Annotated in this window: 21 protein-coding genes and 2 pseudogenes; 8 read left to right on the forward strand and 15 right to left on the reverse strand. The window is 50.9% G+C overall.

Going from position 1 to position 25,617, the window contains the following annotated elements; translation table 11 throughout:
- Positions 1–126 precede the first annotated feature (126 nt).
- A complete protein-coding gene (locus QMN38_RS03645) occupies positions 127–1,020 on the forward strand; it encodes a PhzF family isomerase (RefSeq protein WP_323604507.1) in 894 nt (297 codons plus the stop codon).
- A 58-nt stretch (positions 1,021–1,078) separates the two neighbouring features.
- Here the strand turns inward: QMN38_RS03645 and nhoA are convergent, their stop codons facing one another.
- Complete coding sequence (nhoA, locus tag QMN38_RS03650; protein ID WP_323604508.1) at positions 1,079–1,924, reverse strand: N-hydroxyarylamine O-acetyltransferase; 846 nt, start codon at positions 1,922–1,924, stop codon at positions 1,079–1,081.
- Between the two features lie 158 nt (positions 1,925–2,082).
- Between nhoA and QMN38_RS03655 the strand changes: the two genes are divergently transcribed.
- Positions 2,083–2,655, forward strand: coding sequence for a flavin reductase family protein (locus QMN38_RS03655; RefSeq protein ID WP_271442337.1), 573 nt, complete (start codon positions 2,083–2,085; stop codon positions 2,653–2,655).
- Positions 2,656–2,871: 216 nt separating this feature from the next.
- Positions 2,872–4,848 (forward strand): alkyl/aryl-sulfatase, encoded by a 1,977-nt coding sequence (locus QMN38_RS03660; RefSeq protein WP_271455048.1) that lies wholly within the window; start codon positions 2,872–2,874, stop codon positions 4,846–4,848.
- Between the two features lie 38 nt (positions 4,849–4,886).
- On the opposite strand, the gene pptA is transcribed toward QMN38_RS03660, so the two are convergent.
- From pptA to QMN38_RS03685, 5 genes and pseudogenes are all read right to left on the reverse strand, one after another.
- Positions 4,887–5,114: a tautomerase PptA gene (gene pptA / locus QMN38_RS03665; protein ID WP_271442335.1), complete on the reverse strand. Its 228-nt coding sequence runs from the start codon at positions 5,112–5,114 to the stop codon at positions 4,887–4,889.
- Between the two features lie 169 nt (positions 5,115–5,283).
- Positions 5,284–6,225: pseudogene (mdh, locus tag QMN38_RS03670) on the reverse strand (malate dehydrogenase).
- A 109-nt stretch (positions 6,226–6,334) separates the two neighbouring features.
- Positions 6,335–7,756 (reverse strand): SLC13 family permease, encoded by a 1,422-nt coding sequence (locus QMN38_RS03675; protein ID WP_271442333.1) that lies wholly within the window; start codon positions 7,754–7,756, stop codon positions 6,335–6,337.
- 54 nt (positions 7,757–7,810) lie between these two features.
- Complete coding sequence (locus QMN38_RS03680) at positions 7,811–8,509, reverse strand: RraA family protein (RefSeq protein WP_137381838.1); 699 nt, start codon at positions 8,507–8,509, stop codon at positions 7,811–7,813.
- A 25-nt stretch (positions 8,510–8,534) separates the two neighbouring features.
- Positions 8,535–9,500 (reverse strand): hydroxyacid dehydrogenase, encoded by a 966-nt coding sequence (locus tag QMN38_RS03685; RefSeq protein WP_271442332.1) that lies wholly within the window; start codon positions 9,498–9,500, stop codon positions 8,535–8,537.
- A gap of 348 nt (positions 9,501–9,848) precedes the next feature.
- Here QMN38_RS03685 and QMN38_RS03690 point away from each other — a divergent pair, with 348 nt between their 5' ends.
- On the forward strand, positions 9,849–10,763 hold the full coding sequence (locus QMN38_RS03690) for a LysR family transcriptional regulator (RefSeq protein ID WP_271442331.1): 915 nt from the start codon (positions 9,849–9,851) through the stop codon (positions 10,761–10,763).
- A gap of 12 nt (positions 10,764–10,775) precedes the next feature.
- On the opposite strand, the gene QMN38_RS03695 is transcribed toward QMN38_RS03690, so the two are convergent.
- On the reverse strand, positions 10,776–11,393 hold the full coding sequence (locus tag QMN38_RS03695) for a glutathione S-transferase family protein (protein ID WP_323604509.1): 618 nt from the start codon (positions 11,391–11,393) through the stop codon (positions 10,776–10,778).
- Positions 11,394–11,525: 132 nt separating this feature from the next.
- On the opposite strand from QMN38_RS03695, the gene QMN38_RS03700 reads away from it, so the two are divergent.
- Together QMN38_RS03700 and QMN38_RS03705 are read left to right on the forward strand one after the other, a co-directional pair.
- The gene (locus QMN38_RS03700; RefSeq protein WP_271448827.1) at positions 11,526–12,455 is read left to right on the forward strand and encodes a LysR family transcriptional regulator; all 930 of its coding nucleotides are present in this window, start codon (positions 11,526–11,528) and stop codon (positions 12,453–12,455) included.
- Between the two features lie 89 nt (positions 12,456–12,544).
- Complete coding sequence (locus QMN38_RS03705; protein WP_271448826.1) at positions 12,545–13,534, forward strand: zinc-dependent alcohol dehydrogenase family protein; 990 nt, start codon at positions 12,545–12,547, stop codon at positions 13,532–13,534.
- Between the two features lie 46 nt (positions 13,535–13,580).
- Here QMN38_RS03705 and QMN38_RS03710 read toward each other — a convergent pair whose 3' ends face one another.
- The 6 genes and pseudogenes from QMN38_RS03710 to QMN38_RS03735 all read right to left on the reverse strand — a co-directional run bounded on the left by QMN38_RS03710 (position 13,581) and on the right by QMN38_RS03735 (position 20,196).
- The gene (locus tag QMN38_RS03710; protein ID WP_137381829.1) at positions 13,581–14,354 is read right to left on the reverse strand and encodes an amino acid ABC transporter ATP-binding protein; all 774 of its coding nucleotides are present in this window, start codon (positions 14,352–14,354) and stop codon (positions 13,581–13,583) included.
- Positions 14,338–15,264 carry an amino acid ABC transporter permease gene (locus QMN38_RS03715; protein ID WP_271455043.1) on the reverse strand — a complete coding sequence of 309 codons (927 nt, stop codon included), beginning with the start codon at positions 15,262–15,264 and terminating at the stop codon, positions 14,338–14,340. Before QMN38_RS03715 ends, QMN38_RS03710 begins: the two co-directional genes overlap by 17 nt.
- A 9-nt stretch (positions 15,265–15,273) precedes the next feature.
- Positions 15,274–15,783, reverse strand: a complete 510-nt coding sequence (locus tag QMN38_RS03720) for a GNAT family N-acetyltransferase (protein ID WP_323604510.1) — start codon at positions 15,781–15,783, stop codon at positions 15,274–15,276.
- Between the two features lie 10 nt (positions 15,784–15,793).
- A pseudogene (locus QMN38_RS03725) lies at positions 15,794–18,052 on the reverse strand (NtaA/DmoA family FMN-dependent monooxygenase).
- 24 nt (positions 18,053–18,076) lie between these two features.
- Positions 18,077–19,198 (reverse strand): amidohydrolase, encoded by a 1,122-nt coding sequence (locus QMN38_RS03730; RefSeq protein WP_323604511.1) that lies wholly within the window; start codon positions 19,196–19,198, stop codon positions 18,077–18,079.
- On the reverse strand, positions 19,198–20,196 hold the full coding sequence (locus QMN38_RS03735) for an MsnO8 family LLM class oxidoreductase (protein ID WP_323604512.1): 999 nt from the start codon (positions 20,194–20,196) through the stop codon (positions 19,198–19,200). Before QMN38_RS03735 ends, QMN38_RS03730 begins: the two co-directional genes overlap by 1 nt.
- Positions 20,197–20,727: 531 nt before the next feature.
- On the opposite strand from QMN38_RS03735, the gene QMN38_RS03740 reads away from it, so the two are divergent.
- Both QMN38_RS03740 and ansP read left to right on the forward strand, forming a co-directional pair.
- Complete coding sequence (locus tag QMN38_RS03740; RefSeq protein WP_323604513.1) at positions 20,728–22,269, forward strand: methyl-accepting chemotaxis protein; 1,542 nt, start codon at positions 20,728–20,730, stop codon at positions 22,267–22,269.
- Positions 22,270–22,547: 278 nt separating this feature from the next.
- Positions 22,548–23,990, forward strand: coding sequence for an L-asparagine permease (gene ansP / locus QMN38_RS03745; protein ID WP_121584666.1), 1,443 nt, complete (start codon positions 22,548–22,550; stop codon positions 23,988–23,990).
- 44 nt (positions 23,991–24,034) lie between these two features.
- Here ansP and QMN38_RS03750 read toward each other — a convergent pair whose 3' ends face one another.
- On the reverse strand, positions 24,035–24,256 hold the full coding sequence (locus QMN38_RS03750) for a YgdI/YgdR family lipoprotein (protein WP_043016274.1): 222 nt from the start codon (positions 24,254–24,256) through the stop codon (positions 24,035–24,037).
- A 136-nt stretch (positions 24,257–24,392) separates the two neighbouring features.
- A complete protein-coding gene (yncE, locus tag QMN38_RS03755) occupies positions 24,393–25,454 on the reverse strand; it encodes a 7-bladed beta-propeller protein YncE (RefSeq protein WP_323604514.1) in 1,062 nt (353 codons plus the stop codon).
- Positions 25,455–25,617: the final 163 nt, after the last annotated feature.

Here is a 25,617-nt window from a genome sequence, read left to right on the forward strand (position 1 = left end):
TCTGATGCCAGATGACGATAGAACTTTCCCGGCCTACAGCAAGATTATGTAGGCCGGAAAAGATGCAGAGCGTCGCCATCTGGCATTTAGCACGTTATGATGCTTCTCCATTCCAGGAGAACGCCAATGAAACCACAGGTTTACCACGTTGATGCCTTTACCTCAGAACCCTTTCGCGGCAATTCAGCGGGGGTTGTACTGCATGCTGATGGCCTGAGTGACGCCCAGATGCAGTTGATTGCGCGTGAGCTGCGCCATTCGGAAACGGCTTTTCTACTGACCAGTGACGACAGCGATGTTCGTATTCGCTACTTCACGCCAACGGTCGAAGTGCCCATCTGTGGGCATGCTACCGTCGCCGCGCATTATGTTCGCGCCAACGTGCTGGGGCTGGGTGATACGACCGTCTGGCAAACGTCACTTGCCGGTCGGCACCGGGTCGACGTACATACGCACGGCGCTGACTACCGCATCAGCCTGGAGCAAGGGAAACCTGTTTTTGAGGCGCCGCTGGATGGGGCCATTCGCCGCGCGATTATTAACGCGCTGCACCTCACTGAAGACGATATGCTGCCTGGGTTGCCGATTCAGGTAGCATCTACCGGGCATTCAAAAGTGATGATCCCACTGAAGCCCGAGGTGAATATTGACGCCCTTTCCCCTGACCTGCCCGCGCTGACGGCAATTAGCAAAGAGATTGGCTGTAACGGCTTCTTCCCGTTTCAACTCCGTCCGGGCGAAAACGCAACCGATGGCCGCATGTTTTCACCGGCTATCGGAATTGTGGAAGATCCGGTTACCGGCAACGCGAATGGTCCAATGGGGGCCTGGCTGGTACACCATAACCTGATGGCCCATGATGGCAAAACGTTGCATGTTCAGGGGCACCAGGGGCGTGCGCTGGGACGCGACGGTGTGGTTGATGTGGCGGTAATAATCCGTGATAACCAGCCAGAAAAAGTGACGATTTCCGGCTCTGCAGTGATCCTGTTTCACGCCGAATGGGCGATCGATTTTTAAATCTTCAGGTAGGCCGGATAAGGCGATTACGCCGCATCCGGCATTAATTCTGATGCCCCTATTTTCCCGCCTCCGGATGCGTATCAAACGCCGCCATTACTGTCGCCAGTTCCTCCTCGCTAAAGCCGTGTTTTACATCGTCAACGCCCAGGCCGAAGCGTTCCTGCAACAGCGTATACAAGCTGGCAACGTCAGGCAGATTAATCTGCTCTACCGCGTGACCATCCTGATAATGAGTAAAGTGGAAATTGGTCAACGTCAGCTTGCCGCCGTCGGGTAAATGGCGACACATCAGCAAATGGTGGCGGAAATGCGACTGCGGCCAGTGTGCAGACCAGAAATTACCCATCAGATAATCGCTGTGATGTTGCACCACCAGATCGAATCGGTACATTGACTGCCAGTGATCATGATGGCGGAACTGCAATATCCAGTCTTCCCCCTCCTGAATCAGGCGATATTCGCCGTGTGGCGTCTTCTGCTCAATGTTAGCCTGCAGACGAATCGGCGCTGTCAGCGTTTGTCCGCCAAATCCAACATCAGCGATCCACTGTTCACCCTGTAATTCAACCAGTAACAGGCGATGTGTACGCGGCGGTAGGCTTGACGGATTCGCCAATACCACGCGTCCCAGCAAACTGCGTACGGTAAAGCCGATGTCGCGCAGCGCCCGTTCAAATACACCATTTTGTTCAAAGCAATAGCCACCGCGGCGAGCAGTGACCAACTTCTCTTCAAGGGACACATCGTCAAGCTGCATTTCACGCGGCAGCAGCACATCAAGATTTTCAAAGGGTATGGCACCGTTATGCAGTAAGTGCAGCGCTCTCAACGTTTCAATGTCGACGTTGGGCACACCTGGCCAGCCAATACGGGCAAAATAAGCGTTTAAAAAAGGCGTCATACGGGATTCCTGTTTGTTGAATGTTGTACTTATAACGCATTTTTAATTTTACGCTGTCGCTTTTGTGCGCTGTTCCCCCCGGCGAGGCGACAAAATCGCTAATCCCGTTACTATCTATGTTTATTGTGATGTCATTTTTATTCTGCCGAGGAGTCGCTATGAGTCATTTTCGTCCGGTTGAATTACAACACGCCAGCCGACTGCTTAATCACGGCCCCACCATTTTGATAACCAGTCGTGACGCGAATACAGAACGGCGTAATGTGATGGCGGCCGCGTGGTCAATGCCCGTGGAATTTGATCCGCCGCGGGTAGCCATTGTTGTCGACAAGACTGCCTGGTCGCGCGAACTGATCGAACGTAGCGGTCAATTTGGCATTGTTATTCCAGGTGTTGCCGCGACGAACTGGACCTATGCCGTAGGGAGTGTTTCCGGTCGAATAGAAGATAAGTTCAACTGCTACGGCATTCCGGTAGTCAAAGGCCCGGTATTGGGGCTGCCGCTAGTAGAAGCCAAGTGTCTCGCCTGGATGGAATGCCGCCTGCTTCCTGCCACAGCGGCTCAGGACAAATATGACACCTTGTTTGGCGAAGTGGTCTCGGCTGCCGCTGATGAGCGAGTCTTCGTGGAAGGTCGTTGGCAGTTTGATGATGGCAAACTTAATACCCTGCATCACCTTGGTGCCGGAACATTTGTCACCAGCGGGAAACAGGTTACTGCCGGTAAATAATCACCGACAAATGGATGGCAGATCCGCCTGTCATCCCCATCAGCCTTCTCAAAACTTCCGAAAAACCAGTCAGATAAATCGTTTCCCTTACCTTGCCGAATCATTCATGTGAATTATAGTTAATCGTGCACTAAGTCAAATATTGGTTCAAAACGCAATCCGTTAAAGCAGCATCCCCCCAGAACTGGACTTATGAAGTGTCAGAGAGGTTTTACGATGCAACTTAATAGAATCGCACAAAGCTTTATACTTGCTGGGTTATTAACGTCTTTTGCTGTTCCCGTCATGTCTGCTGAAGCCCCAAAAGAGGCGACGGCAGCCACGCAACAAGCCAACAATGCACTCTACAATCAACTCCCCTTTTCTGATAACACCGACTTTACCGACGCGCACAAAGGCTTTATCGCCCCGATTCCTCAGGACGTGATCAAAGGTGAACAAGGCAACGTTATCTGGAATCCGCAACAGTACGCGTTTATTAAGGAAGGCGATAAGGCACCGGATACGGTAAACCCGAGCTTGTGGCGCCAGTCTCAGTTGATCAATATCAGCGGGTTGTTTGAAGTCACGGAGGGAGTCTATCAGATCCGTAACCTCGATTTGTCGAATATGACCATCATCGAAGGTAAAGAAGGTATCACCGTTGTTGACCCATTAGTGTCGGCAGAAACGGCCAAAGTCGGCATGGATCTCTACTTTAAAAACCGTGGCAAAAAACCGGTTGTCGCGGTGATTTATACCCACAGCCACGTCGACCATTACGGTGGTGTGCGCGGTGTTGTTGATGAAGCCGATGTTAAAGCAGGCAAAGTGAAGGTCTATGCGCCTGCCGGTTTTATGGAAGCAGCGGTTGCTGAAAACATCATGGCCGGTAACGTCATGAGCCGCCGCGCCAGCTACATGTACGGCAACCTGCTAAAACCGGATGCTAAAGGCCAGGTCGGCGCGGGACTGGGAACCACCACTTCCGCAGGGACGGTTACACTGATTGCGCCAACGAATATCATCGAGAAAGATGGGCAAAAAGAGGTTATTGATGGCCTGACCTATGACTTCATGTTGGCTCCAGGCTCCGAAGCGCCTTCAGAAATGTTGTGGTACATCGAAGAGAAAAAACTCATCGAATCGGCTGAAGATGTCACCCATACCCTGCACAACACCTACTCTCTGCGCGGTGCAAAAATTCGCGAACCGTTGCCGTGGTCCAAATATATCAACGAAGCAATTGTTCGCTGGGGTGATAAAGCGGAAATTCTGATGGCACAGCACCATTGGCCGACCTGGGGCAATGACAAGGTGGTGAGCCTACTGAAAAGCCAACGCGATCTGTACCGTTATATTAACGACCAGACGCTGCGCATGGCCAATGAAGGTCTGACCCGTGATGAAATCGCGGCGAACTTTACGTTGCCGGATTCACTGGCACACACCTGGGCGAACCGCGGGTACTATGGCTCCGTTAGCCATGATGTGAAAGCCACCTACGTGCTGTACCTCGGCTGGTTTGACGGCAACCCAGCCACACTTGATGAACTGCCGCCGGAAGAAGCGGCGAAGAAATTCGTCGACTATATGGGCGGTGCGGATGCCATTCTGCAAAAAGCAAAAGCTGACTACGATCAGGGCAACTATCGCTGGGTTGCACAGGTGGTGAGCAAAGTCGTATTTGCCGATCCGAACAACCAGGCCGCGCGAAACCTGGAAGCCGATGCGCTGGAACAATTAGGCTATCAGGCAGAGTCTGGTCCGTGGCGTAACTTCTACCTGACGGGCGCACAAGAACTGCGCAACGGCGTGGTGAAAGGCCCGACGCCGAATACGGCCAGTCCGGATACTGTCCGCGCCATGACGCCAGAAATGTTCTTCGACTACCTGGCGGTACATATTAACGGGCAGAAAGCGGGCGATGCGAAATCAGTATTCAATATCGACCTTGGTAGCGATGGTGGTAAATACAAACTGGAGCTGGAAAACGGTGTTCTGAACCATACCGCTAATTCCGAAGCGAAAGATGCGGATGCCACTATCGCGCTCAATCGCGATACGCTGAACAAAATCATCCTCAAGGAAGTGACGCTGAAGCAGGCGCAAGACAGCGGTGACGTGAAAATTACCGGAGACGGCGCCAAGCTCGACGCCATGCTCGGTTACATGGACAAATTTGAATTCTGGTTCAATATTGTCACGCCATAATGGCATCAAAAACGGGCGAATGACTCGCCCGTTTTTTCTCACATACTGTAACCGGGTTTTTTAATCAACGTGTCCATCTGCGGCACGATTTCCGCATCCCATACGGCTTGCCACGCCTCAGGCTCAATCTCATTCAATGCCACGCTGACTGAGCTGTCTTTGCTTTGCAAATGACGAATAATGACATCTGTAATATCCGCCGCCAGCGCGGTTTTTTGTTCATCAGTAAGGGCGCGAGGAAAACATTTAATATCGATATGCGGCATTGCAGGTTCCTTATTGTTTTGGGCAAAAAAGCTATCACCTAATATGCGCCAGTTAGCAAAATTCCTCCAGACGTCTTTGGTCTACAATGATGCTCAGATGCACAACGTTACCGGCCTGGCAAACGTTGAAAGCCGATTTCGACGATCGGCTTTTTCAAAACTACCCGCGTTAATTCTTACAAACAAACCGCTCACCAAACGCAATATCTTGCCGCAGTTCGCTTTGCATTGCCTCGAGTGCATCCTGCTCAATGCGGCTCAGGTCAGTTAGCGCAATAACGCGAGATACACCGTTGACGCCCAATTCTACTGGCTGGGCAAAAAAACGGGCGTATGGGCTGCCGCTTTCTACATATGCGCATTCCACAATGCCTTGTTCCCCACTCAGTGCACGGAGTAACGACAAACAAAAACGTGCGGCTGCCTGCCCCATTGATAATGTGGCCGACCCGGCTCCCGCTTTAGCCTCGACGACCCGAGTCCCGGCATGTTGTACCTGGTCTGTCAGCGCACGGATCTCGTCATCGGAAAGTTTTATCTCCGTAAGCTGCGAGAACAACGGCAGGATCGTGACGCCCGAATGCCCGCCGATGACCGGAACCTCAACGTCCCACACGCTGCAGCCTTTCATTTGTGCAACAAACGTATTTGCGCGAATAACATCCAACGTGGTGATGCCAAAGAGCTTGCTTTTATCGTAGACGCCAGCCTTTTGCAGGACATTAGCGGCAATCGCCACTGTGGTATTAACCGGGTTAGTAATAATACCAATACAGGCATCCGGGCATATTTTTGCGACATCACCAATAAGCTGATGAATAATATTGGCATTAATACTGAAGAGGTCAGAACGATCCATTCCCGGCTTACGGGCAATACCAGCACAGACAATAACAATATTTGCACCATCTAACGCATGTTGGATCTAAGTGCCACAATATCCGTGAATATGCACATCGGTTGGGATATGGCTTAAATCAACAGCAATCCCTGGGGTTGCTGTTGATATATCGTAGAGTGCGAGTTCAGACCCCTCTGGCATGTTTAATTTAAGGAGTAACGACAAAGCTTGCCCTATTCCTCCGGCAGCGCCAAGAAGCGTAACTTTCATATAATATCCTTTACAAGGTTATCGACAGATATAATCAACCACGCGATGTTTCAGATAAACATCACGGTAAAATAATCGCTAATAACAAATCAATAATTATTCCTAAAAATCAAAATACGCCAAGCATTGGCCAATAATACAATGCGCATAATGCATAAATCAGACAAGCAATCGCACACAGTACAATACCGACGCGCGGATAATCATTGATAGCAACCTTCCCGGTACCAAAGACCAACACGCCCGGAATGGTGTTATAAAACATCAATAATGGATAAGCGCCAATAATCATCCCACCCGGTAACGCCAGCATTGCCGGTGGCAGACCTGCCGCATGGGCAATACCAATTAGTACAGGCAACATTGCTGCCGCCATCGCGGTCGTGCCCACAAAGAAAATATGCATGTATTGCACGACGATAAGCACGACAATCAGCAAGGCGATGGTACTCAGCGTGGATAAACCCAGATGGTTAAAGATCAACATCGATATCCATTCTGCCGCACCGGTTTTCATCAAAATAGCCCCCATACTGACACCGCCGCCGCAAATGAACAGCACTTGCCACGACACGCCTTTATTGGCTTCCGACCAATTAATCACGCCAATTTTAGGAAAGAAGAGCAGACAAGCCCCCAGCATACAGGCCGTGGTAGAATCGACACCTATCCAATCACCGGTGACCCACAGGAAGACCACGCCGAGGAAAATCCACAACGTTTTCCACTCGGCCGCAGACATTTTTCCCATCCCGTCCAGACTGTCTTTAATCAGTTGCTCTCCACCGGGGATATGCGATTGCTCAGGCGGATAAGCAAACTGCAGGTAGATCCAGGTAATAAACGTCATCAGTAATGCTGGCGGGAATCCGACTATCAAAAAATCCAGATAGGAGATCATTGGCCCACCGGCATTATGAATAAATTCAACGGTAATGGGGTTTGGTAAATTGGCTGTCAAAATACCGCCGCTGATCGTGGAATTAGTAAACGACATGGTGAGCAGCAAATTAACTGCAAATTTTGTTCGCCCTTCTTCTTTAAATAACGCAATCAAATTCAGACAAATGGGTAGCAGTATCGCGACTCTTGGCGTGGACGACGGAATAAAGAATGCCAGCACAATATTCGCAATGGTCACCCCCAGTGTTAAATTACGCACGCTACTGCCGGTAACTTTAAGTATTAAAAAAGTAATCCGTTCCGCTAAGCGTGTTTTGGTTAGCGCCACAGCCATAATAAATGCGCCAACCAGAAGATAAGAGGAAGATGAAGAAAATCCCGACAGTGCCATTTTTAAGCTGCATACTTTTAATAATACGGCAGCAGGAACAATCAGTAAGCTTGAAACAACAATGGGGATGGGTTCGGATAAGAACAGGATAAAAACACCCGCAAACAATACCAGCGCATGCTTCCCCTCCATGGAAAGTCCTGCCATGGGAAATGTATAGGTAATCGCCATCGCCAGGATCGCTAACGGAATTCCCCACCGTTTCTTAAACGACAACGCTTTTATTTTTTCTGCCATTATTATTAGCCTATTTGAGCAAGCCAGCCACAAACGTGGCTGGCATCTGTAGAGTTAACCCGGATAAACAGCGTCAATCGTTTCGCAGCCTTTCGCCGCGAGCGCTTTATCCACCCAACTGCGATCGGCTTTTCCGGTCTGCGCCGCAACCAGTTTTGCATGGTCGTTGGCAGAAAACTTGCGAGCTTCTTCCAGCAATTTTGCCGCATCATGTTTAGGGATCACAATGACGCCATCACTGTCACCGACGATAATATCGCCCGGCGTAACGTGAATATTGCCGCAGGCTACAGGAACATTGACTTCGCCTGGACCTTCTTTGAATGGGCCGCCAGGGGTGTGACCTGTCGCATAAACTGGAACCCCCATTGCATAGATGGTATCAAGATCACGCATTGGTCCGTCCAGCACGATGCCCGCAATGCCTTGAGATTTGGCGTAGGCGACCATGATCTCGCCCATCAGCGACTGGCTGCTGTCCCCTTCGTTGGAAACGATCAGAATGTCGCCAGGTTTAATCATGTTCAGCGCTTTATGCATCATCAGATTGTCGCCAGGACGCGCTTTTACCGTCAGCGCAACACCAACCATATTTTGTTCCGCAGGTGCCGTCATGCGTCGGATGCGGCAATTCATCGCGCTCAGTCGCCCCATACAGTCGGCAATATTTGCTGCTGGTATGGTTTTGAAACCTTCGATAACATCAGCTGTAGGCAGTTCACGTTGAGTAAAGACTCTGAATCCAATAGACATTTTATTCTCCAGTACGTCGTAAATATTATTTAATCAGGTGGTTAACACACAGACTCGGGGATAGTGGTTTTCCGTTAAGGAAATTAATCACGTTGTCAGCGGCATGCGCAGCCATCGCGTCTAACGCATCAGGCGTGGACCCGCCAACATGCGGGGTCATAACAACGGTGGGTTGTGAGGCAATAGCATCGCTGAGGGGCAGTGGTTCATTAACGAAAGTGTCCAGACCTGCACCTGCAATTTTTCCACTCTGCAAAGCCGCTACCAGCGCATTTTCATCAATCAGCGGCCCTCTGGCGGTATTAACCAGAATTGCACCATCAGGCAGTAGTGAAAGCGCCTCTTCGTTAATCAGATTTCGGGTAGCGGGAACCAGCGGACAATGTAGGCTGAGCACCTGGCTTTGGCGAAGCAACGCCGGTAAATCGTTGACAAGTGTGACCTGTTCGATTGGGCTGGCCTTGAGCATGGGATCGTAAGCGACGACCTTCATGCCCAGCGCTATACAGAATTGCGCCAGCGTTTGTCCTATTTGGCCAAAACCCACCAATCCCAAAGTGCGTCCACTTAATTGTTGGCCGTTTCCGGCGCGGCTCCAGTTCCCTGTGCGTAAATCTCGGTCATAGGATGCAATGCGCCTGGCGGCCGCCAGCATGAGCCCTAATGCCAGTTCGGCAACCGATTGTGAGTTTGTTCCCGGCGTCACGAGGACGGGAATATTTCGTTCCGTCGCCGCATCGACATCAATGTTGCTTACGCCTACGCCATGTTTGGTGATGACTTTCAGCGTTGGACAAGCACGGATAGCTTCGCCCGTTAGCGCCATCGTGCGTGAAATAACAGCATCAACAGGCTCAGTGGATAAAATCGACAGGATCGCCTGCGGATCCGTTGAATCATTTACATAGATTATTTTACAGTCAGCATCTATTAGTTTTTTAACACCCTTCGGCGCCAGTTTTGGTGCCGTCATTAATACGGTAAAACGCATCCTCTTCTCCTTGCCATAGTCGGGATGGGAGATTTTTACCCCAGGACAAGGCGACGCAACAGGCAATAATATTGATAGCGGCAATAACTTTTCGTTAAATAGCGTAAAAACAAAATTCGCTTATAAACATCATAAAATACAGTTGGTTGTATTAATTCACCAGGATGTTATTGCGTAATAATGCGGAACTGACAGGCGGCATGGTTCACACATTTCGCCGTATTTTCTTACTTTTTATGCAAGAGAAAACGTCATCTTTTTGCTGTCAGGTCAAAAAATAATGGCGCGTCATTCTCTACCATGCTGTGACGCTAATACCGGGCGGATGGGAAAAGGTGCTGTAGAGTCATGAATCTCAATATTCGCGATTTGACGTTTTTTTATGTTATTGCAGAAGTGGGTAGCCTCGCTCAAGCCTCAGAACGCCTTGGGCGCTCGCAACCTGCGCTGTCAAAATGCATCCAGCGTCTGGAAGAGGAAGTGGGTACACAATTATTGACCCGCAGCGGGCACGGTATAACGCTTACCGCCGCGGGTGAGTTACTGCGCGAACGGGCCAGAAAGCTCTGCTTTTTTATGGAGCAAACGGAACAGGACCTCGAAAACTATGTTCGCGGGGTGTCAGGCAAAATACGTATAGGCTGTGTACCGACTGTCGCTGAATATCTCATTCCTAAGCTTTGTCAGGCTTTTCTGACAGAAAACCCCCTCGCTATGCTCGAAATTGTTCCCGGAGTAAATAATTATCTCTGGGATAATCTGCAGAATTATCAGTTAGATATCATTATTGTTACTAAAACGATTAGCTATGAGAACGCTATTATTTACCCGATAATGGAGGATGCTGTGGTTTTAGTCGGCAGCTGCGAGCATCCTATTTTTACAAAAGAGTTGAAGTCAATTACGCCTCAAGACCTTGTCGAATACAAATGGTTGTTATCGGGGAAAAATACGGCCTCCCGACGCTGGATCGATCAGTTTTTTATTAGCCGGGGGCTTCCGCCACCGCGAGCCCAGATAGAAACATCATCGTTCCATCTCATGCCAAAAATCCTTGCGGCAAATAAAGAATTACTGGGCTTCATACCCCGGCGTAATTTGACCAAGGGCGGCGTGGTATATAAACAATTGAAGGAAATCCCGCTGGAAGGAACAGCAAATTCCCGTCATTTTATTCTTGGTCGACTCAAGGATCGCAGCCCCTCTCCCATCACAGAACGACTTATCAGGATGATCCGCGAACAGGGGCAAGACATGTTTTAAGCGTTCATCGCGTCAAATAATTCTGTTATTTTTCAGTACAGTACGCAGCCGCGGGATTTGACAAACCGCGTCCGCGATGGCGCTGATATTGGGCGTATTGTCCTGAAACCATTCATGTCCTGGCCCCCAGGTGCGCATAACAGCAATATAAACATCCAGCAACGTGAGCTGATCGCCAAACGCGTACGGTTCGGCGCTTAGCTGGTCATTCAGCCACATATAAAGCGATTTACGGTACTCAATGCAGCCCTTTTTCAACTGAGCCGGGGCGTCCGGTGCCCAGCGTTGTGGGTAATCGGCATAGGTAAACGTGGGATAGACATTTGCCACCAGCCAAATCAACAGGCGCTGAAATTGTTGACGTTCCACATGTCCGACAGGCGGCGCCAGTTCGGGCCTGCTGTCCAGAATCATCAGCGCAACAGCCGCCGTTTCCGTCATCACATTGCCATTTTCCAGTATCAGTGTGGGCACCTGACACAGCGGATTCATAGTTTTTAGCAACGCCCGCGACGGCCCGTCGCTGTCAAAGCCGTCCACATTAATAAAGCTGTAAGGGATCTCCGCCAGTGTAAGCATCACTTCACTGATGGCCGATCCCCAGCCCGGTACCCCATAGACCTTAATCATGTTGCAACCCCTCAATGTTAAAACCCTAAGTGTAGAGCAGCATTCGACAATCTATGCAGCCGGAATTATTACTCTCATAATAACAATGCCGGAGACTACAACCGTCATAACGGATACGGGAGAGAATAAGAGATGCGTTCGAGTATGTTTGAATATATGAGCATTTTTGTGCAGGTTGTCGAACAAGGTGGTTTTGCCAAAGCCGCTGATGTGTTGCACCTGCACCGCCCCGCGGTGACGAAAGCAATTCAGCATCTTGAGGACGATCTGGGGACGAAACTCCTAAACCGAACGACGCGGAAGGTTACCCTGACCGAAGAAGGTGACGCATTTTACCGGCGGACCAAGGCACTGCTGGGTGACGTGGATGACATCATGGCCTCTTTCTCACCAACACGGCCTCCGCGTGGAAAGCTCAGGATCAACGCGCCACTGTCGTTGGCTCACTCGATTATCGTTCCCGCGCTAAGCGACTTTCAGTCACGCTATCCGGACGTTGAGATTGTTCTCACCTCCACTGACCGCAAAATTGATCTGCTTGCGGAGGGGATCGACTGCATGATCCGCATTGGAGAATTGCAGGACTCCTCGCTAATATCCCGACGACTTGGCGAGGTTAAAATGGTGACCTGTGCGTCCGCAGATTATCTGGCTACACGGGGCATCCCACAGACACCGGATGATTTAGCTCAGCATCAGGCACTCAACTTCTTTAGCGAACGTCATCGTGACGCGCTGGAGTGGTCCTTTATCAACGACGGGAAAACAGTATCGATCGTGCCAGCAAGCCGAATGAGCGTAGACAACTCCGACATTCTGCTAACCGGTTGTTTATCTGGGCTGGGAATCATACACGGCGTTCACGCCGTACTGGCGCCCTACCTCCAGTCGGGACAACTGATTGAGGTGCTGCGTGACTATGCGGGAGAAGCTAAACCGGTGTCTGTTCTCTACCCGGACAGGCGCTATTTGGCCCCGCGCGTGCGGGTTTTTATTGACTGGCTGAGTCAGCTTTTCGTACAGCAAAAACCACGACTTCAGGGATTATTACAATTTGAGTAATAGTGAAGTTCCGTAATGGCGGTTTTTCACCCTCACCAGAACCAATACATTGTGCGGACTCAAGTCAGAACAATTTACCGAGGTCCGCTATGTCTAAAGTCGTGGTTTTCAATCAAATGGGTGGCGCTGATGTGCTGAATATTCAGGATATTCAGACCCCGGCACCGCTTGCAAACGATGTTCAGATCCGCGTTCGTGCAATAGGTATTAACCGGGCGGAAATTATGTACCGTACCGGTCAGTATATTTACCAACCCAATTTTCCTGCTCGCCTGGGCTATGAAGCCTCCGGCATTGTTGAAGCCGTCGGTGACAATGTGCACGAGTTCGCACCAGGCGATCGCGTGAGCGTCATTCCGGCATTCAGCTTTCATCAGTACGGTATGTATGGCGAAATCGTCAATGCGCCCGCTCATGCGGTCGTCAAACATCCGGAAAACCTGAGCTTTGCCGAGGCCGCCGCCAGCTGGATGATGTATGTGACTGCTTTTGGCGCGCTGGTGGAGTATGCCAATATCGGACCTGGCGATAACGTGCTGATCAATGCCGCGTCCAGCAGTGTTGGTCTCGCCGCAATTCAGATCGCCAACATGGTCGGTGCAACACCTATTGCGATGACGCGAACCCATGAGAAACGCGACGCCCTGTTACAACTGGGTGCCGCTGAGGTCATTGCCAGTCAGGAGCAGGATCTAGTCGCAGAAATTAACCGTATAACTGGTGGCAAAGGTACCCGCGTGGTCTTTGATCCGGTCGGCGGCCCCGGTGTGGCGAAAATAGCCCAGGTAATGCCTGCCGGAGGGTTATTTTTCCAGTACGGTTCGCTGGACGGTCGCGATTTGTCGATCCCGGTGATTGAGATCCTTGGCCGCCATTTGACCTTCCGCGGCTATGAGCTTTTCGAAATCACCACTGATGCTGAAAAACTGGCTCGGGCTAAACGTTTCATCTTTGAAGGATTGCAATCTGGGCAACTCAAACCACTGATTGATAAAACCTTTGCGTTTGATGACATCGTTAAGGCACACCAGTACATGGAAGCCAACGGCCAGGTAGGCAAAATCGTCGTTACCCTGTAATCGCTGTGCGGCACAACCCTGTGCCGCAACGCCCTTTTCCGCGTATTTACAGAACCTTCGACAAAAACTGCTGCGTGCGCGTGTGGCGTGGATAATTTAGCACCTGTTCACTGCTACCCTGCTCGACGATTTTGCCGTCAACCATAAACACCACCTGATCGGCCACTTCCCGCGCAAACCCAATTTCATGCGTCACCACAACCAGCGTGGTTCCCGACTGTGCCAGTGACTTAATCACGTCCAGCACTTCGCCCACCAGTTCAGGATCGAGTGCGGACGTCGGCTCATCAAATAGCATCACGCGCGGATTTAACGCCAGCGCGCGGGCAATGGCGATACGTTGCTGCTGGCCTCCGGATAAATGCCGCGACCAGGCATCGGCTTTTTGCCGCAGTCCGACAGCATCCAACAAGGTAAATGCCCGCTCAATAGCCTCTTTGCGCGAAGCCAGTCCGTGTGCAACAGGCGCTTCAATCAGGTTTTCCAGCACCGTTAAATGCGGGAATAAGTTAAAGTTCTGAAATACGTAGCCCACATTGATACGCTGGCGCAGGATTTCCGCCTCTTTCAGCTCATACAACCGGTCTCCCTGAAGGCGGTAGCCAATATAATCACCGTCAATCTGAATAAACCCCTCATCGACACGCTCCAGATGATTAATCGCCCGTAATAGCGTTGATTTACCTGAACCGGAAGGCCCGAGAATAACCGTGACCGTACCGGGTGGGATCTCCAGCGATACGTTGTCCAGTGCCTTATGGCGACCAAAATATTTGCTGACGCCGGTAATGGAAATATGACCTTCAGGCGAGTGGGACATGGATAGCCTCCTGCTGTGGAGCCTGGCGGCGACGTTTAACCGTGCGACTCACCCTGGCGGTGTTAATAGCGGATCGTCTCTCACTGCGTGCCAGCGCGCGTTCAACCAGATGCTGAATTAATGACAACACGCTGGTGATCACCAGATACCACACGGCGCCAACCATCAGCAGCGGAATCACTTCCTGGGTGCGGTTGTAGATCATCTGGATGGTGTAGAACAGTTCCGGCATGGCCAGTACATAAACCATCGCCGTTCCTTTTGCCAGGCTGATAATTTCATTGAACCCGGCGGGTAAAATAGTGCGCAATGCCTGTGGCAGGATAATACGCAGCGTGCGGCGCCAGGCAGGTAATCCCAGTGCGGCTGCCGCCTCATACTGACCATGATCAACCCCAAGAAATCCGCCGCGAATAATCTCAGCGGTATAAGCACTTTGCACCAGCGTCAGGCCAACAACCGCAGTGGAAAACTGTCCGAGGACATTGATAGTATCAAAGCTGCCCCACTGGAGAGCAGTGAACGGTATGCCGATCGCCAGCGTGTCGTACAAATAGGAGAAGTTGTACAAAATGATCAACACCACAATCAGCGGGAGTGAGCGAAACAACCAGATGTATCCCCACGCCAGGCTGGTTAGTAGCCAGGATGATGAGAGTCTGGCCAGCGCCAGCAACCCACCAAATACCACGCTCAGTAATGTCCCAATGAGCGTCAACAACAGCGTTTGCCCAAGTCCAGACAAGATAACCGGGTCGAAGAACCAGCGAGCAAACACGCCCCATTCCCAGCGCGGATTAAACGCGACAGACTGAATAATCGCCGCCAGCACAAACAGGGCAATAATCGCCCCTACGGTGCGCATCGGGTAACGTGCCGGGACGACTTTGATGGTTGCAGTCGTTTTCATCTTCTCTCCTCAGGCAATTTTGGCCTGACCTGCGATAGTCAACAGTTTGGTGAAGCGCAGTCGTCCATCAAAAGGCGGCTGGCTGTACTCTTCTGGATTACGTGTGGTATCGAACTGAGGATCGTACCCCTGACTCAAATAAAGCCGGACAGCCTCTGGCTGGCGAAAGCCCGTGGTCAGGTAGATACGGCTATAGCCCGCCAGTAATGCCCGCCGCTCCAGTTCCTGCACCACGTGCGCTGCCAGCCCCTGCTTACGCAGGTCGCTTTTAGTCCAGATGCGCTTAATTTCAGCGGTGTCTTTGTCATAGGGTTTGTAAGCCCCGGTGGCGATAATTTCGCCGTCGCGCTCCAGCACCACAAAGATCCCCTGTGGAGCCAGATACCATTCGGTTAGCTCCACTTCAGCATCACGAGAAAAATAATCGCCATAGCGGGCGGCATATTCACCAAACAGTCCGTTGAGGATCGGCTGTAGCTCAATGGCTTCGGGCGAGACAACGCGGAATTGATCGCTCACATTGACCTCCTTAGTCGCCTAAACCGGCAGGGTTAACTTCAGATTGCGGGATACGTTCTACCCCTTCCCCCCAGCGGTTCAGCACCTTGTCATAGTCACCATTGCCGATCACACCGTTGAGGGCAGTTTGCACCGGCAGCACCAGGCCACTGTCTTTTTTCAGCGTGACGGCAATATGTGCGGCTTTCGGCCATCCGCCATCGACGCTGCCCACCAATTGCGTTTTACCATTGAGCGCCGCTTTCCAGGCCCCAATGACATTCGGACCAAAGTAAGCATCTGCACGACCTGACTGTAGAGCCAGCGTCTGAGCAGCATCATCTTTGGTATACACTGGCGTAAACGGTTTTAATCCTTTCTTCAGATTCTCTTCGTTCCACGCCAACAGAATGGCCTCCTGATTCGTCCCTGAACCGACGATAATGCGCAGCCCGGCAATATCTTCCGCCTGTTCAATTTTCGTCAGCGTGCTGCCGGTTTTGACATAAAAACCCAGGGAGTCCTTACGATAAGTGGCAAAATCGAACTTCTCTTTCCGCGCTTTGGTCACAGTGATATTGCTGATCGCAGCATCGTATTTCCCGGACGCCACGCCCAGTGGCCAGTCTTCCCATGACGTGGGTACGACATTTAGCTCCAGCCCCAGGCTATCGGCAACCAAGCGAGCAATATCGGCCTCACTGCCGATGAGCGTTTTATTATCATCGGCAAATACAGTAAGCGGCGGCTGGCTCAGTCCGGCGATAGCGACCGTGAATTTACCCGGTACAGCCAGGTGCAGGTTAGCGGGTAACTGCGCAATCGCCTGTGGATTTTTAGCCGTATTAATCGGTGTTTTATTGGCTTCCAGGCTCACGCCGGTGCCGTTGATAGTGACGTCATTTGCCCAGACAGTCGCGCTGAAAGCCAGTGACAGCGCAAGAAGTAGTGATTTTTTCTGCATAGCGTTTTTCTCTTATTGTGTGAATTGATTTGCAGGTGTTGCCAGCCCCAGGCTTGCCCGCAGCGTCGTGCCGGGATAGTCGTGGCGAAATAAACCGCGCGCCTGAAGCACGGGAATAACCTGTTCGACAAACCGTGGAAAGGTATCTGGCGTTCCCCCCTGAATGATGAAACCGTCGGCGGCTTTCTCCTCGAACCACTGCTGCAGACCATCAGCAACGTGTGCCGGTGTTCCACTAAAACGTGGTCGTGGACTGGCAGCTTCCAGCGCCACCTGACGCAGGGTTAATCCCCGCTCCCGCGCATTGCGCTTGATCTCGTCAGTGGTACTACGAAAACTGTTTTCCCCGAGGGTGCCAAGATCCGGGAACGGTGCGTCCAGCGGGTACTGGCTAAAATCGTGATGTTCAAAATAGCGTCCCAGGTAATTCAGCGCGTCGGTGATCGACACCAGTGCTGCGGTCGCCTGATACTGTTGCTCTACGTCAGCGTCACTGTCGCCAACAATAATGCTGACGCCCTGGAAAATATGCAGTTCATCGGCATGACGTCCGACAGCTTCAAGCTGACTTTTGACATCCTGGTAAAATGCTTTGGCTTCAGACAGCGATTCCTGATGGGTGAAAATAGCGTCCGCATGCTGCGCCGCCAATTTTTTCCCATCGTCTGACGCGCCTGCCTGAAATATAATCGGACGGCCTTGTGGAGTACGGCCAATATTTAATGGCCCTGCCACCTGGAAATAATCACCATGATGGTTCAGGGTATGTAATTTCTGCGGATGAAAGAACTCGCCACTTGTTTTATTGCGGACAAACGCATCGTCTTCCCAGGAATCCCACAGACCTTTCACTACCCGTAAATATTCATCGGCAATGCGATAACGTTGCGCGTGCTCAGGATGCTGGGCACGGGAATAGTTTTTAGCAGAACCTTCCAGTGGGGATGTCACCACATTCCATCCGGCCCTGCCCTGGCTAAGATGGTCCAGGCTGGCAAACTGTCGTGCGGTAGTAAACGGCTCGCTATAAGAGGTAGAAACCGTGCCCACCAGGCCAAGATGACGGGTAACGCTTGCCAGTGCAGATAATACCGTCAGCGGCTCAAAACGATTTAAAAAATGTGGAATAGACTTTTCATTAATATACAGGCCGTCAGCGACAAAAATAAAATCCAGTTTCCCTTTCTCCGCAATATGTGCAGTCTCTTTTACAAAATCAAAATTAATACTGGCATCAGCACGCGCTGCCGGATGACGCCATGCTGACATATTCCCGGAAGCACCATGCAAAATAGTGCCCAGACGTAGTTGCCGATTTTCAGCCATAGTAACCCCTACCCAACAGGTAAATTAAAGGTGTGCGAATGCCGTTTTTGCTAAATGTGCAAAGTAGTGTGCGGCAGGTTCAATTAACCGTTCATCCGGATTAAACCCCGGATGATGTAATCCGTATTCACTGGCACTACCGATGCTAACAAACGCCCCAGGCGTATTTTGCAAATAAACGGCAAAATCCTCCCCGCCCATATGCAGGTCGGCATGATGCGTCGTGTAACCGGATTGTCTGGCGACTTTGGTCGCAATATCGGCCCAGTGCGCGTCATTGACCAGGGCCGTGGGCCCCGCGTGCCAGATAACATCGATCTGTGCGCCAAAGGCGTGGGCAAACCCAGCGGCAATATCACTGACCCGTGATTTGACCTGTTGTTGCACCTCTGCGCGATGTGTCCGGAGCGTCCCTTCCAGCTCAACGGATTCCGGTAGTACGTTCCATGTATTTCCCCCCTGAATTCGGGTAACGCTAAGCACCACCGAGTCCAGCGTATTGACCTCACGGCTGGCGACACTTTGTAATACCGTCACCAATTGACTGGCGAGCAGGATGGCATCTTTTCCCTCGTGCGGACGTGCCGCATGCGCGCCTTTTCCGGTAATACGCAGCACAAGGCGGTCCACATTGGCGTAAAACGCCCCTCCTCGGGTGGCAAAATCGCCTACCGCCAACCCGGGCTCGTTGTGCATGCCAAAAATCGCGGCCACATTTTGCAGGGCTCCGGCACGGATCAGCGTTTTAGCGCCACCAAAACTTTCTTCTGCCGGCTGAAACAAAATACGCACGCGCCCCGGTAGTGTGTTTTCCTCCTGCTTAAGCAACAGTGCGGCGCCGAGCATCACGCTGGTGTGAATATCATGTCCGCAGGCATGCATCACCCCCGGCGTGACGGAGCGAAACGGCACATCGGTATTTTCTTCGATCGGTAAAGCATCGATATCCGCCCGCAGAGCGATGACATTTTCTCCCTGACCGATTTCGGCAACGACACCCGTTTTCAGATTGAACGGCAATAGTGTGACATCTGCAGCATGCAACCAGTCACGAATACGCGCGGTTGTCGCGACTTCCTCGAGGGACAGCTCCGGGTGCTGATGTAGCTCGCGACGCCAATCGATAAGCTGTGAGGCTAATGACATCAGACAACCTCCATCGTACTGTGGGCCTGTGCCAATAGGCGTAACGATGTCAGGCGTGCATGACCTTCAGCCACCGGCGTATCGATAATGAACTCATCAATACCGTATTGCGCCTGCAATGAACGCAGTGTTGCCACCACCTCCTGGGCGCTCCCCTGCAGTAGCGCCTGCTCACGCCGGGCAATTGTTCGCGGTGCGCTGCCCGCCTGTGCGGCGAAAGCCAGCGCCTGCTCTTCGCTGGCAACGGTGACGCGTTGTCCATCCTCCAGCTCGACGCCCCAGATTTGTACCTCTTCCGCCAGTTGCGCAGCTATATCACTGCTGTCAGCCACAATAACCTGCACGGCGACAATCGTTGGACGTGAACTGTTGGCCTGCCAGAAGCTCAGCACCTCATGCAGTAACGCTTTATCGCCGTTTAGGTGCGCCGCGAAAATAAAGTTCCAGTCAGACTCTGCCGCCAGACGTGCACTTTCTACGCTCGCGCCCAGCACAAATCTTTGCGGCGGCGAAGGCGGTAGCGGTGTCGGGAATACTGTCTGCCCGCTTTCTGTCCCGGTCAGCGCCAGCCAGGCATTCAGTTGAGTAAGCTGGTCGGCAAAACTGCCTTTTTCTTCCTGATGCAGACCCACCTGCAGTGCCTGTGTTGACAGCGGTAAGCCGCCTGGTGCTTTCCCAACCCCAAGATCGACACGTCCTGGTGCCAGTGAGGCCAGAAGATTAAAGTTTTCCGCTACTTTGTAGGGGCTATAGTGTTGCAGCATGACGCCACCGGAGCCCACACGAATGTGCTGGGTTTGTCCCAGTATCCAGGCGATCACCAGTTCCGGTGATGGGCTGGCAAGTTGCGGCGTATTGTGATGCTCAGCTATCCAAAAACGATGATATCCCCACTCTTCTGCGCGTTGTGCCAGGCGCAGCGTACGGGCCAGTGCGGTTGCGGCAGTTTCACCTTCCCCGATGGGGCTTTTATCCAGAATACTCAGGCGATATGACATGTTGCAGGCCTATATTTGTTAACATGTCAGTATTATTAAATTATCAAATAACCATATAGAAACATTTAATTCACATTTGCTCAGCTAAAAAACAGATAACCAACCCCGCAGCGATCAGGGATAACGTTCATACCAACAGGAGTCAAACTTCCGGTTTTTAACGCGGCACTATGCAGAAAAAATGGCTTGTATTTGCATACTACAAAATATAATAGGTTTTTTATTGATACCGGGGAGACGGCAACATCCTTTTCCGTTTGATTTATTTTTACACACGCGTTCAGCAATAAATTTACTTTAAGTCAGTCTAAATATCTATCTGTGTTATGCGCTTGTATTGATTGTTTCATTTTTATGAAAAAGACATTAGTTCCACGCATTAATTTTTTTATTTTAAATACTTTCACAGAACTGATGATTAGTAGAGAATGCAGCGTTTCTTATTAAAATGGTTTAAAACAGCTTTTTAATATCCCCTGGCACTATTACGGGGATCTTTGTATGAATTATACATACCATCATGGGGCCTTTATGAAAAGTAACATGCCCGTTACACAAATTGAGCACACACTTAACGGTAAAGCGACGCTGCTATCGACGACAGATAAAGAGAGTCATATTACCTATGCAAACTCCGCGTTTATCGATGCCAGTGGTTTTAACGAAAGTCAATTAATGGGTGAACCGCATAATATTATTCGCCATCCGGATATGCCGCCAGCCGCGTTTGCTGACATGTGGTACACGTTGCAGAAGGGTGACAGCTGGACGGGAATGGTGAAAAACCGGCGTCAAAACGGCGACCACTACTGGGTACGCGCCAACGTCACACCCGTTTGGCACAATGAAAAGTTAACGGGCTACATCTCAGTGCGTACTGTTCCTTCGCGAGACGAAATATCTCAGAGTGCGCAGCTGTATGAAAAAATAAATAATCAACAACTTAGCGGATTCCGTCTTTTTAAGGGTATTATCATTCGCCGTGGCATATTGGCATGGACTTCAATGTTTAAATGGTTGAGCATTAGTCAACGCGTCAATTATGCTTTGGGAGTCGTTGCCCTGCTCTCTTTGTTATTAATCTTCGCCCCTGTAAACCACTTTATTCAATCCGGCGGTTTACTGGCGTTATTTCTGTTATTCGCTATTTACCTTAAGTGCCAAATTTGTCAGCCAGTTAATACACTATTGACTCAAATGAAGAAAGTCGTATCCGGACGAAAACCCGACAACTGCCATTTAAATCGTGTAGATGAAATTGGCATGTTAATGCGACTGGTTAATCAATCCGGACTTAATCTAAATTCACTGGTTGATGATGTCAGTACGCAAATATCCGGAATTCGGGCCATCAGCCAACGCGTTTCAAAAGAAGGTATCGCGTTACATACACGTTCTGAAGAAACATCCGCAGACCTTCAGCAAACCGCTGCCGCCATCGAAGAAATTGGTAGTGCAGTGCAGCAAACTGCAGAAACGGCCGCTCACACCATGACGATGGCCGATAAAACCAGCACCAATGCCGCTGAAGGCGGCGATATTATGAAACAAACTATCGCCATGATGCAGGCGATCTCTCGTGATAATGGTCAGATTGTCGACATCATTGGCGTAATTGATAGCATCGCCTTCCAGACAAATATTCTGGCGCTCAACGCGGCTGTTGAGGCGGCACGTGCCGGAGAATCCGGGCGCGGTTTTGCCGTCGTGGCCGCGGAGGTGCGCAATCTTGCGCAACACTCTGCATCAGCGGCAAAAGAGATCAAACAGCTTATTGAGAAGAACGTCGCTAACGTCAATACCGGCGTAAAAATGGTTGAACAGACGGAGACGCATCTCACTGGGATGATCAGCGATGTGTTACAGATGTCGATGATGATTAAAGACATTAGTCTGGCAACGCGGGAGCAAACTCAGGCGCTGGATCTGATTAATGATTCCATTTCGCGTGTCGGTACCATGACACACAATAATGCCGAGATGGTGGAGCGTGTCACTGACGCGACTGCCGATTTAACGCAGCGCTCATCGCGATTGCAACAGGCCGTACAGGTCTTTGGCGTGTCGGCGTAAAGCAAACAGCGCTCATTCTGCTGACGATCAGGATGAGCGCCTTCTTTCACATCGCCCACCGCCTCTATTTTTACTGAATCGAGTCCACATCCCGTCAATTCAGGCCGCAGAAAAAAACCACTTCCCCTGTGTCCAGGCTTTGCGTCACTTATCAATTGAATGTAGGATGCTCGGCCGACAGTTTTCCCGCGGTAACACAATGAAGGGTAACGCTGTTTTCGCCGCAACTGCTGCGGCAAAAAGGATTTTGTAAATTAGTCAGGTTAACAGGAAACGTAATGAACACACACAACACGCAAGCCGCGGAACAACACGCGGCGAAACGACGCTGGTTGAATGCTCACGAAGAGGGGTATCACAAAGCGATGGGTAACCGGCAGGTACAAATGATCGCCATTGGCGGTGCTATTGGTACCGGGTTATTTTTAGGGGCTGGCGCACGTTTACAAATGGCCGGACCCGCTTTAGCACTGGTCTATCTGGTCTGCGGTATTTTTTCATTCTTCATTCTGCGGGCACTCGGTGAACTGGTTTTACACCGCCCTTCCAGCGGCAGCTTTGTCTCTTATGCCCGCGAATTTTTAGGTGAGAAAGCAGCCTATGTAGCTGGCTGGATGTACTTCATCAACTGGGCGATGACCGGAATCGTGGATATCACGGCCGTAGCCTTGTATATGCACTACTGGGGCGCATTTGGTGATGTACCGCAATGGGTGTTTGCCCTCGGCGCGTTGGCCATTGTCGGCACCATGAACATGATCGGCGTAAAGTGGTTTGCGGAGATGGAGTTCTGGTTTGCACTGGTCAAAGTGCTGGCTATCGTTATCTTCCTGGTCGTCGGGACTGTTTTTTTGGGCACGGGAAAACCGCTGGATGGTAACGCCACGGGCTTTCATTTGATCACCGATAATGGTGGTTTTTTCCCGCATGGCCTGCTGCCAGCGCTGGTACTGGTCCAGGGTGTCGTCTTTGCATTTGCCTCCATTGAACTGGTAGGCACAGCGGCTGGTGAGTGCAAAGATCCGCAGACGATGGTACCAAAAGCGATTAACAGCGTTATCTGGCGAATTGGCCTGTTCTATGTGGGTTCAGTGGTGTTGCTGGTCATGCTGCTGCCGTGGAATGCCTATCAGGCAGGTCAAAGCCCGTTTGTTACCTTCTTTTCCAAACTCGGCGTTCCCTATATTGGCAGTATTATGAATATCGTGGTGCTTACCGCTGCGCTTTCCAGCCTCAACTCGGGGTTGTACTGCACTGGTCGTATTTTGCGCTCAATGTCGATGGGCGGTTCCGCGCCAAAATTTATGGCCAAAATGAGCCGTCAACACGTACCTTATGCCGGGATACTTGCCACGCTTGTCGTGTACGTCGTTGGGGTTTTTCTCAACTACCTGGTGCCTTCGCAGGTGTTCGAGATCGTGCTTAACTTTGCCTCACTGGGCATCATTGCATCGTGGGCATTCATTATGGTGTGCCAGATGCGTCTGCGCCGGGCCATTAAAGATGGCAAAGCGGCAGACGTTCACTTCAAACTGCCTGGTGCGCCGTTTACGTCCTGGTTAACACTGTTGTTTTTACTGGCTGTGCTGGTGCTGATGGCGTTTGACTATCCGAATGGGACCTACACTATCGCCTCATTACCGCTGATTGCCATTCTGCTGGTCGCTGGCTGGTTTGGTGTACGTAAACGCGTCGCGGAAATCCACCGTACCGCGCCGTAACGCTTTAAGGTAGGTCAGATTTCTGACCTACCCATTTGAGCGACTTAGTTTGCTTCAATTAGCTGAGCAACATCATTGCTGTTAATTTCCCGCGCATTCCCATCCTGATCGGTATAGCTGGTCATTCCCGTATCTTTATCCAGTTTTGGTTTGCCCTGGGTGGTAATAGTTTGTCCGCTTTTCGTCGTCATGACGTAATCGGTGGTACAGCCAGCCAGCGTAAACAGCATTACGCCCGCACAAAGACAGATTAGTGGCTTTTTCATGGTATTCCTGTGTTATTCAGTTAGCCGTTGAGGGCGTAGTGTAAGTCTCTGAAGTTTGTCAGGCTACCGGTGGGGTGTAACGAGGCGTATCGTGGGGTATAGAGAAATGACAGGAGGGGTTGCCCCCTCCGAATAATTACAGGGCGATACGAATAACATCGTCAGGTTGAGTCGCTTCCTGTTCGCGTGTGGATTTCTGTTTCACACTCACGTACAGGGTTTTGCCATCGGCAGAGAGCGCCAGGCTGTTTGGGAACGTCGGGGTATCGAAGGTTTTAACCACTTTATAGCTTTTCGCGTCGATCACGCTGACTTTACCGGCCTGACGGTGGGTTACATAGGCTTCATTGCGTGTCGGATTGAACAGTACGGCCAGAGATTCCGGTGCGGCAACTTTTGCCAGCACATTGCCGTTACGGGTATCGATAACCAGCACTTCCGCCGCTTTGGAGTCAGTGACAAACGCACGATGACCGGCCGTATCCAGGCTCAGGTTAATGAAGAAGTGCTCTTTGCCATCGTCCAGCAGTTTTTTGCGGCTAAGAATTTTGTTGGTGGCGGTATCAATGGTAATGAATTCGCCATCGGCATTGGCGGTATACAGGCGTTTAGCCTTGCTGTCGACGGCCAGTGCAGTGCTCATTTTACCGGTATTTGGAATAGTGTCCTGAAGTTTAACCGTATCACCGTCCACGACCCAAATCACGCTATCCTTACCAATTCCGCTGATGTATACCGTGTTGGTGGCGTCATCGGCGACCAGCTCACGAGGCTGCAGCGGACGGACGTCTTCAGAACGTTTACGCGCATCCAGTACCAGGCGCCCTTTCACCTCACCGGTTTTCGCATCAATCGCCGTCACCGCGCTATTCACGGTATTACCAAACCACAGCGTTTGCGTCGCGTTATTGATGGTCGCGCCAAACGGTTTGAGATCGTTATGAATAACCTGAGTCACTTCAAGCGTCACCGGATCAAGACGGTAAACTATCCCACCTTTATCCAGCTTACGACTCTGCGAGGTGGCCAGCCACAGTGCATTTTCCTGCTGGCTATACGCCATTTCGTAGGCGCCTTTACCTACGCCTTTGCGCAGCAGTTCTTCCGCAGCCTGTGTGCTAAATGATGATGCAACGAGCAGTGAACCTAACAGTAAAGAACCACGCAGGCGCGGTGAAAACAGATGACGTAAAGACATGACGACTCCCTTTGATAAATTCAGTTGTTACTGCTTCACATAGCTTCGATGAGCAAAATCATGGTTTTGCCTTTTTAAGAATGAGAATAGTAATCATTATTTATCGCAAAGTGGAGTGTTTATTCACTTTCGGTGAAAACCTTCTTATTTTCTCCATGAATAC

It is taken from the genome of Citrobacter sp. R-1.5.2, assembly GCF_035064245.1.
In the GTDB taxonomy this organism is placed as follows: domain Bacteria; phylum Pseudomonadota; class Gammaproteobacteria; order Enterobacterales; family Enterobacteriaceae; genus Citrobacter.

Excerpts from the sequence above, each read along its gene's own strand:
- QMN38_RS03645 (WP_323604507.1), top strand. The coding sequence starts at position 127 with ATGAAACCACAGGTTTACCACGTTGATGCCTTTACCTCAGAACCCTTT.
- nhoA (WP_323604508.1), bottom strand. The coding sequence starts at position 1,924 with ATGACGCCTTTTTTAAACGCTTATTTTGCCCGTATTGGCTGGCCAGGT.
- QMN38_RS03655 (WP_271442337.1), top strand. The coding sequence starts at position 2,083 with ATGAGTCATTTTCGTCCGGTTGAATTACAACACGCCAGCCGACTGCTT.
- QMN38_RS03660 (WP_271455048.1), top strand. The coding sequence starts at position 2,872 with ATGCAACTTAATAGAATCGCACAAAGCTTTATACTTGCTGGGTTATTA.
- pptA (WP_271442335.1), bottom strand. The coding sequence starts at position 5,114 with ATGCCGCATATCGATATTAAATGTTTTCCTCGCGCCCTTACTGATGAA.
- QMN38_RS03675 (WP_271442333.1), bottom strand. The coding sequence starts at position 7,756 with ATGGCAGAAAAAATAAAAGCGTTGTCGTTTAAGAAACGGTGGGGAATT.
- QMN38_RS03680 (WP_137381838.1), bottom strand. The coding sequence starts at position 8,509 with ATGTCTATTGGATTCAGAGTCTTTACTCAACGTGAACTGCCTACAGCT.
- QMN38_RS03685 (WP_271442332.1), bottom strand. The coding sequence starts at position 9,500 with ATGCGTTTTACCGTATTAATGACGGCACCAAAACTGGCGCCGAAGGGT.
- QMN38_RS03690 (WP_271442331.1), top strand. The coding sequence starts at position 9,849 with ATGAATCTCAATATTCGCGATTTGACGTTTTTTTATGTTATTGCAGAA.
- QMN38_RS03695 (WP_323604509.1), bottom strand. The coding sequence starts at position 11,393 with ATGATTAAGGTCTATGGGGTACCGGGCTGGGGATCGGCCATCAGTGAA.
- QMN38_RS03700 (WP_271448827.1), top strand. The coding sequence starts at position 11,526 with ATGCGTTCGAGTATGTTTGAATATATGAGCATTTTTGTGCAGGTTGTC.
- QMN38_RS03705 (WP_271448826.1), top strand. The coding sequence starts at position 12,545 with ATGTCTAAAGTCGTGGTTTTCAATCAAATGGGTGGCGCTGATGTGCTG.
- QMN38_RS03710 (WP_137381829.1), bottom strand. The coding sequence starts at position 14,354 with ATGTCCCACTCGCCTGAAGGTCATATTTCCATTACCGGCGTCAGCAAA.
- QMN38_RS03715 (WP_271455043.1), bottom strand. The coding sequence starts at position 15,264 with ATGAAAACGACTGCAACCATCAAAGTCGTCCCGGCACGTTACCCGATG.
- QMN38_RS03730 (WP_323604511.1), bottom strand. The coding sequence starts at position 19,198 with ATGTCATTAGCCTCACAGCTTATCGATTGGCGTCGCGAGCTACATCAG.
- QMN38_RS03735 (WP_323604512.1), bottom strand. The coding sequence starts at position 20,196 with ATGTCATATCGCCTGAGTATTCTGGATAAAAGCCCCATCGGGGAAGGT.
- QMN38_RS03740 (WP_323604513.1), top strand. The coding sequence starts at position 20,728 with ATGAAAAGTAACATGCCCGTTACACAAATTGAGCACACACTTAACGGT.
- ansP (WP_121584666.1), top strand. The coding sequence starts at position 22,548 with ATGAACACACACAACACGCAAGCCGCGGAACAACACGCGGCGAAACGA.
- QMN38_RS03750 (WP_043016274.1), bottom strand. The coding sequence starts at position 24,256 with ATGAAAAAGCCACTAATCTGTCTTTGTGCGGGCGTAATGCTGTTTACG.
- yncE (WP_323604514.1), bottom strand. The coding sequence starts at position 25,454 with ATGTCTTTACGTCATCTGTTTTCACCGCGCCTGCGTGGTTCTTTACTG.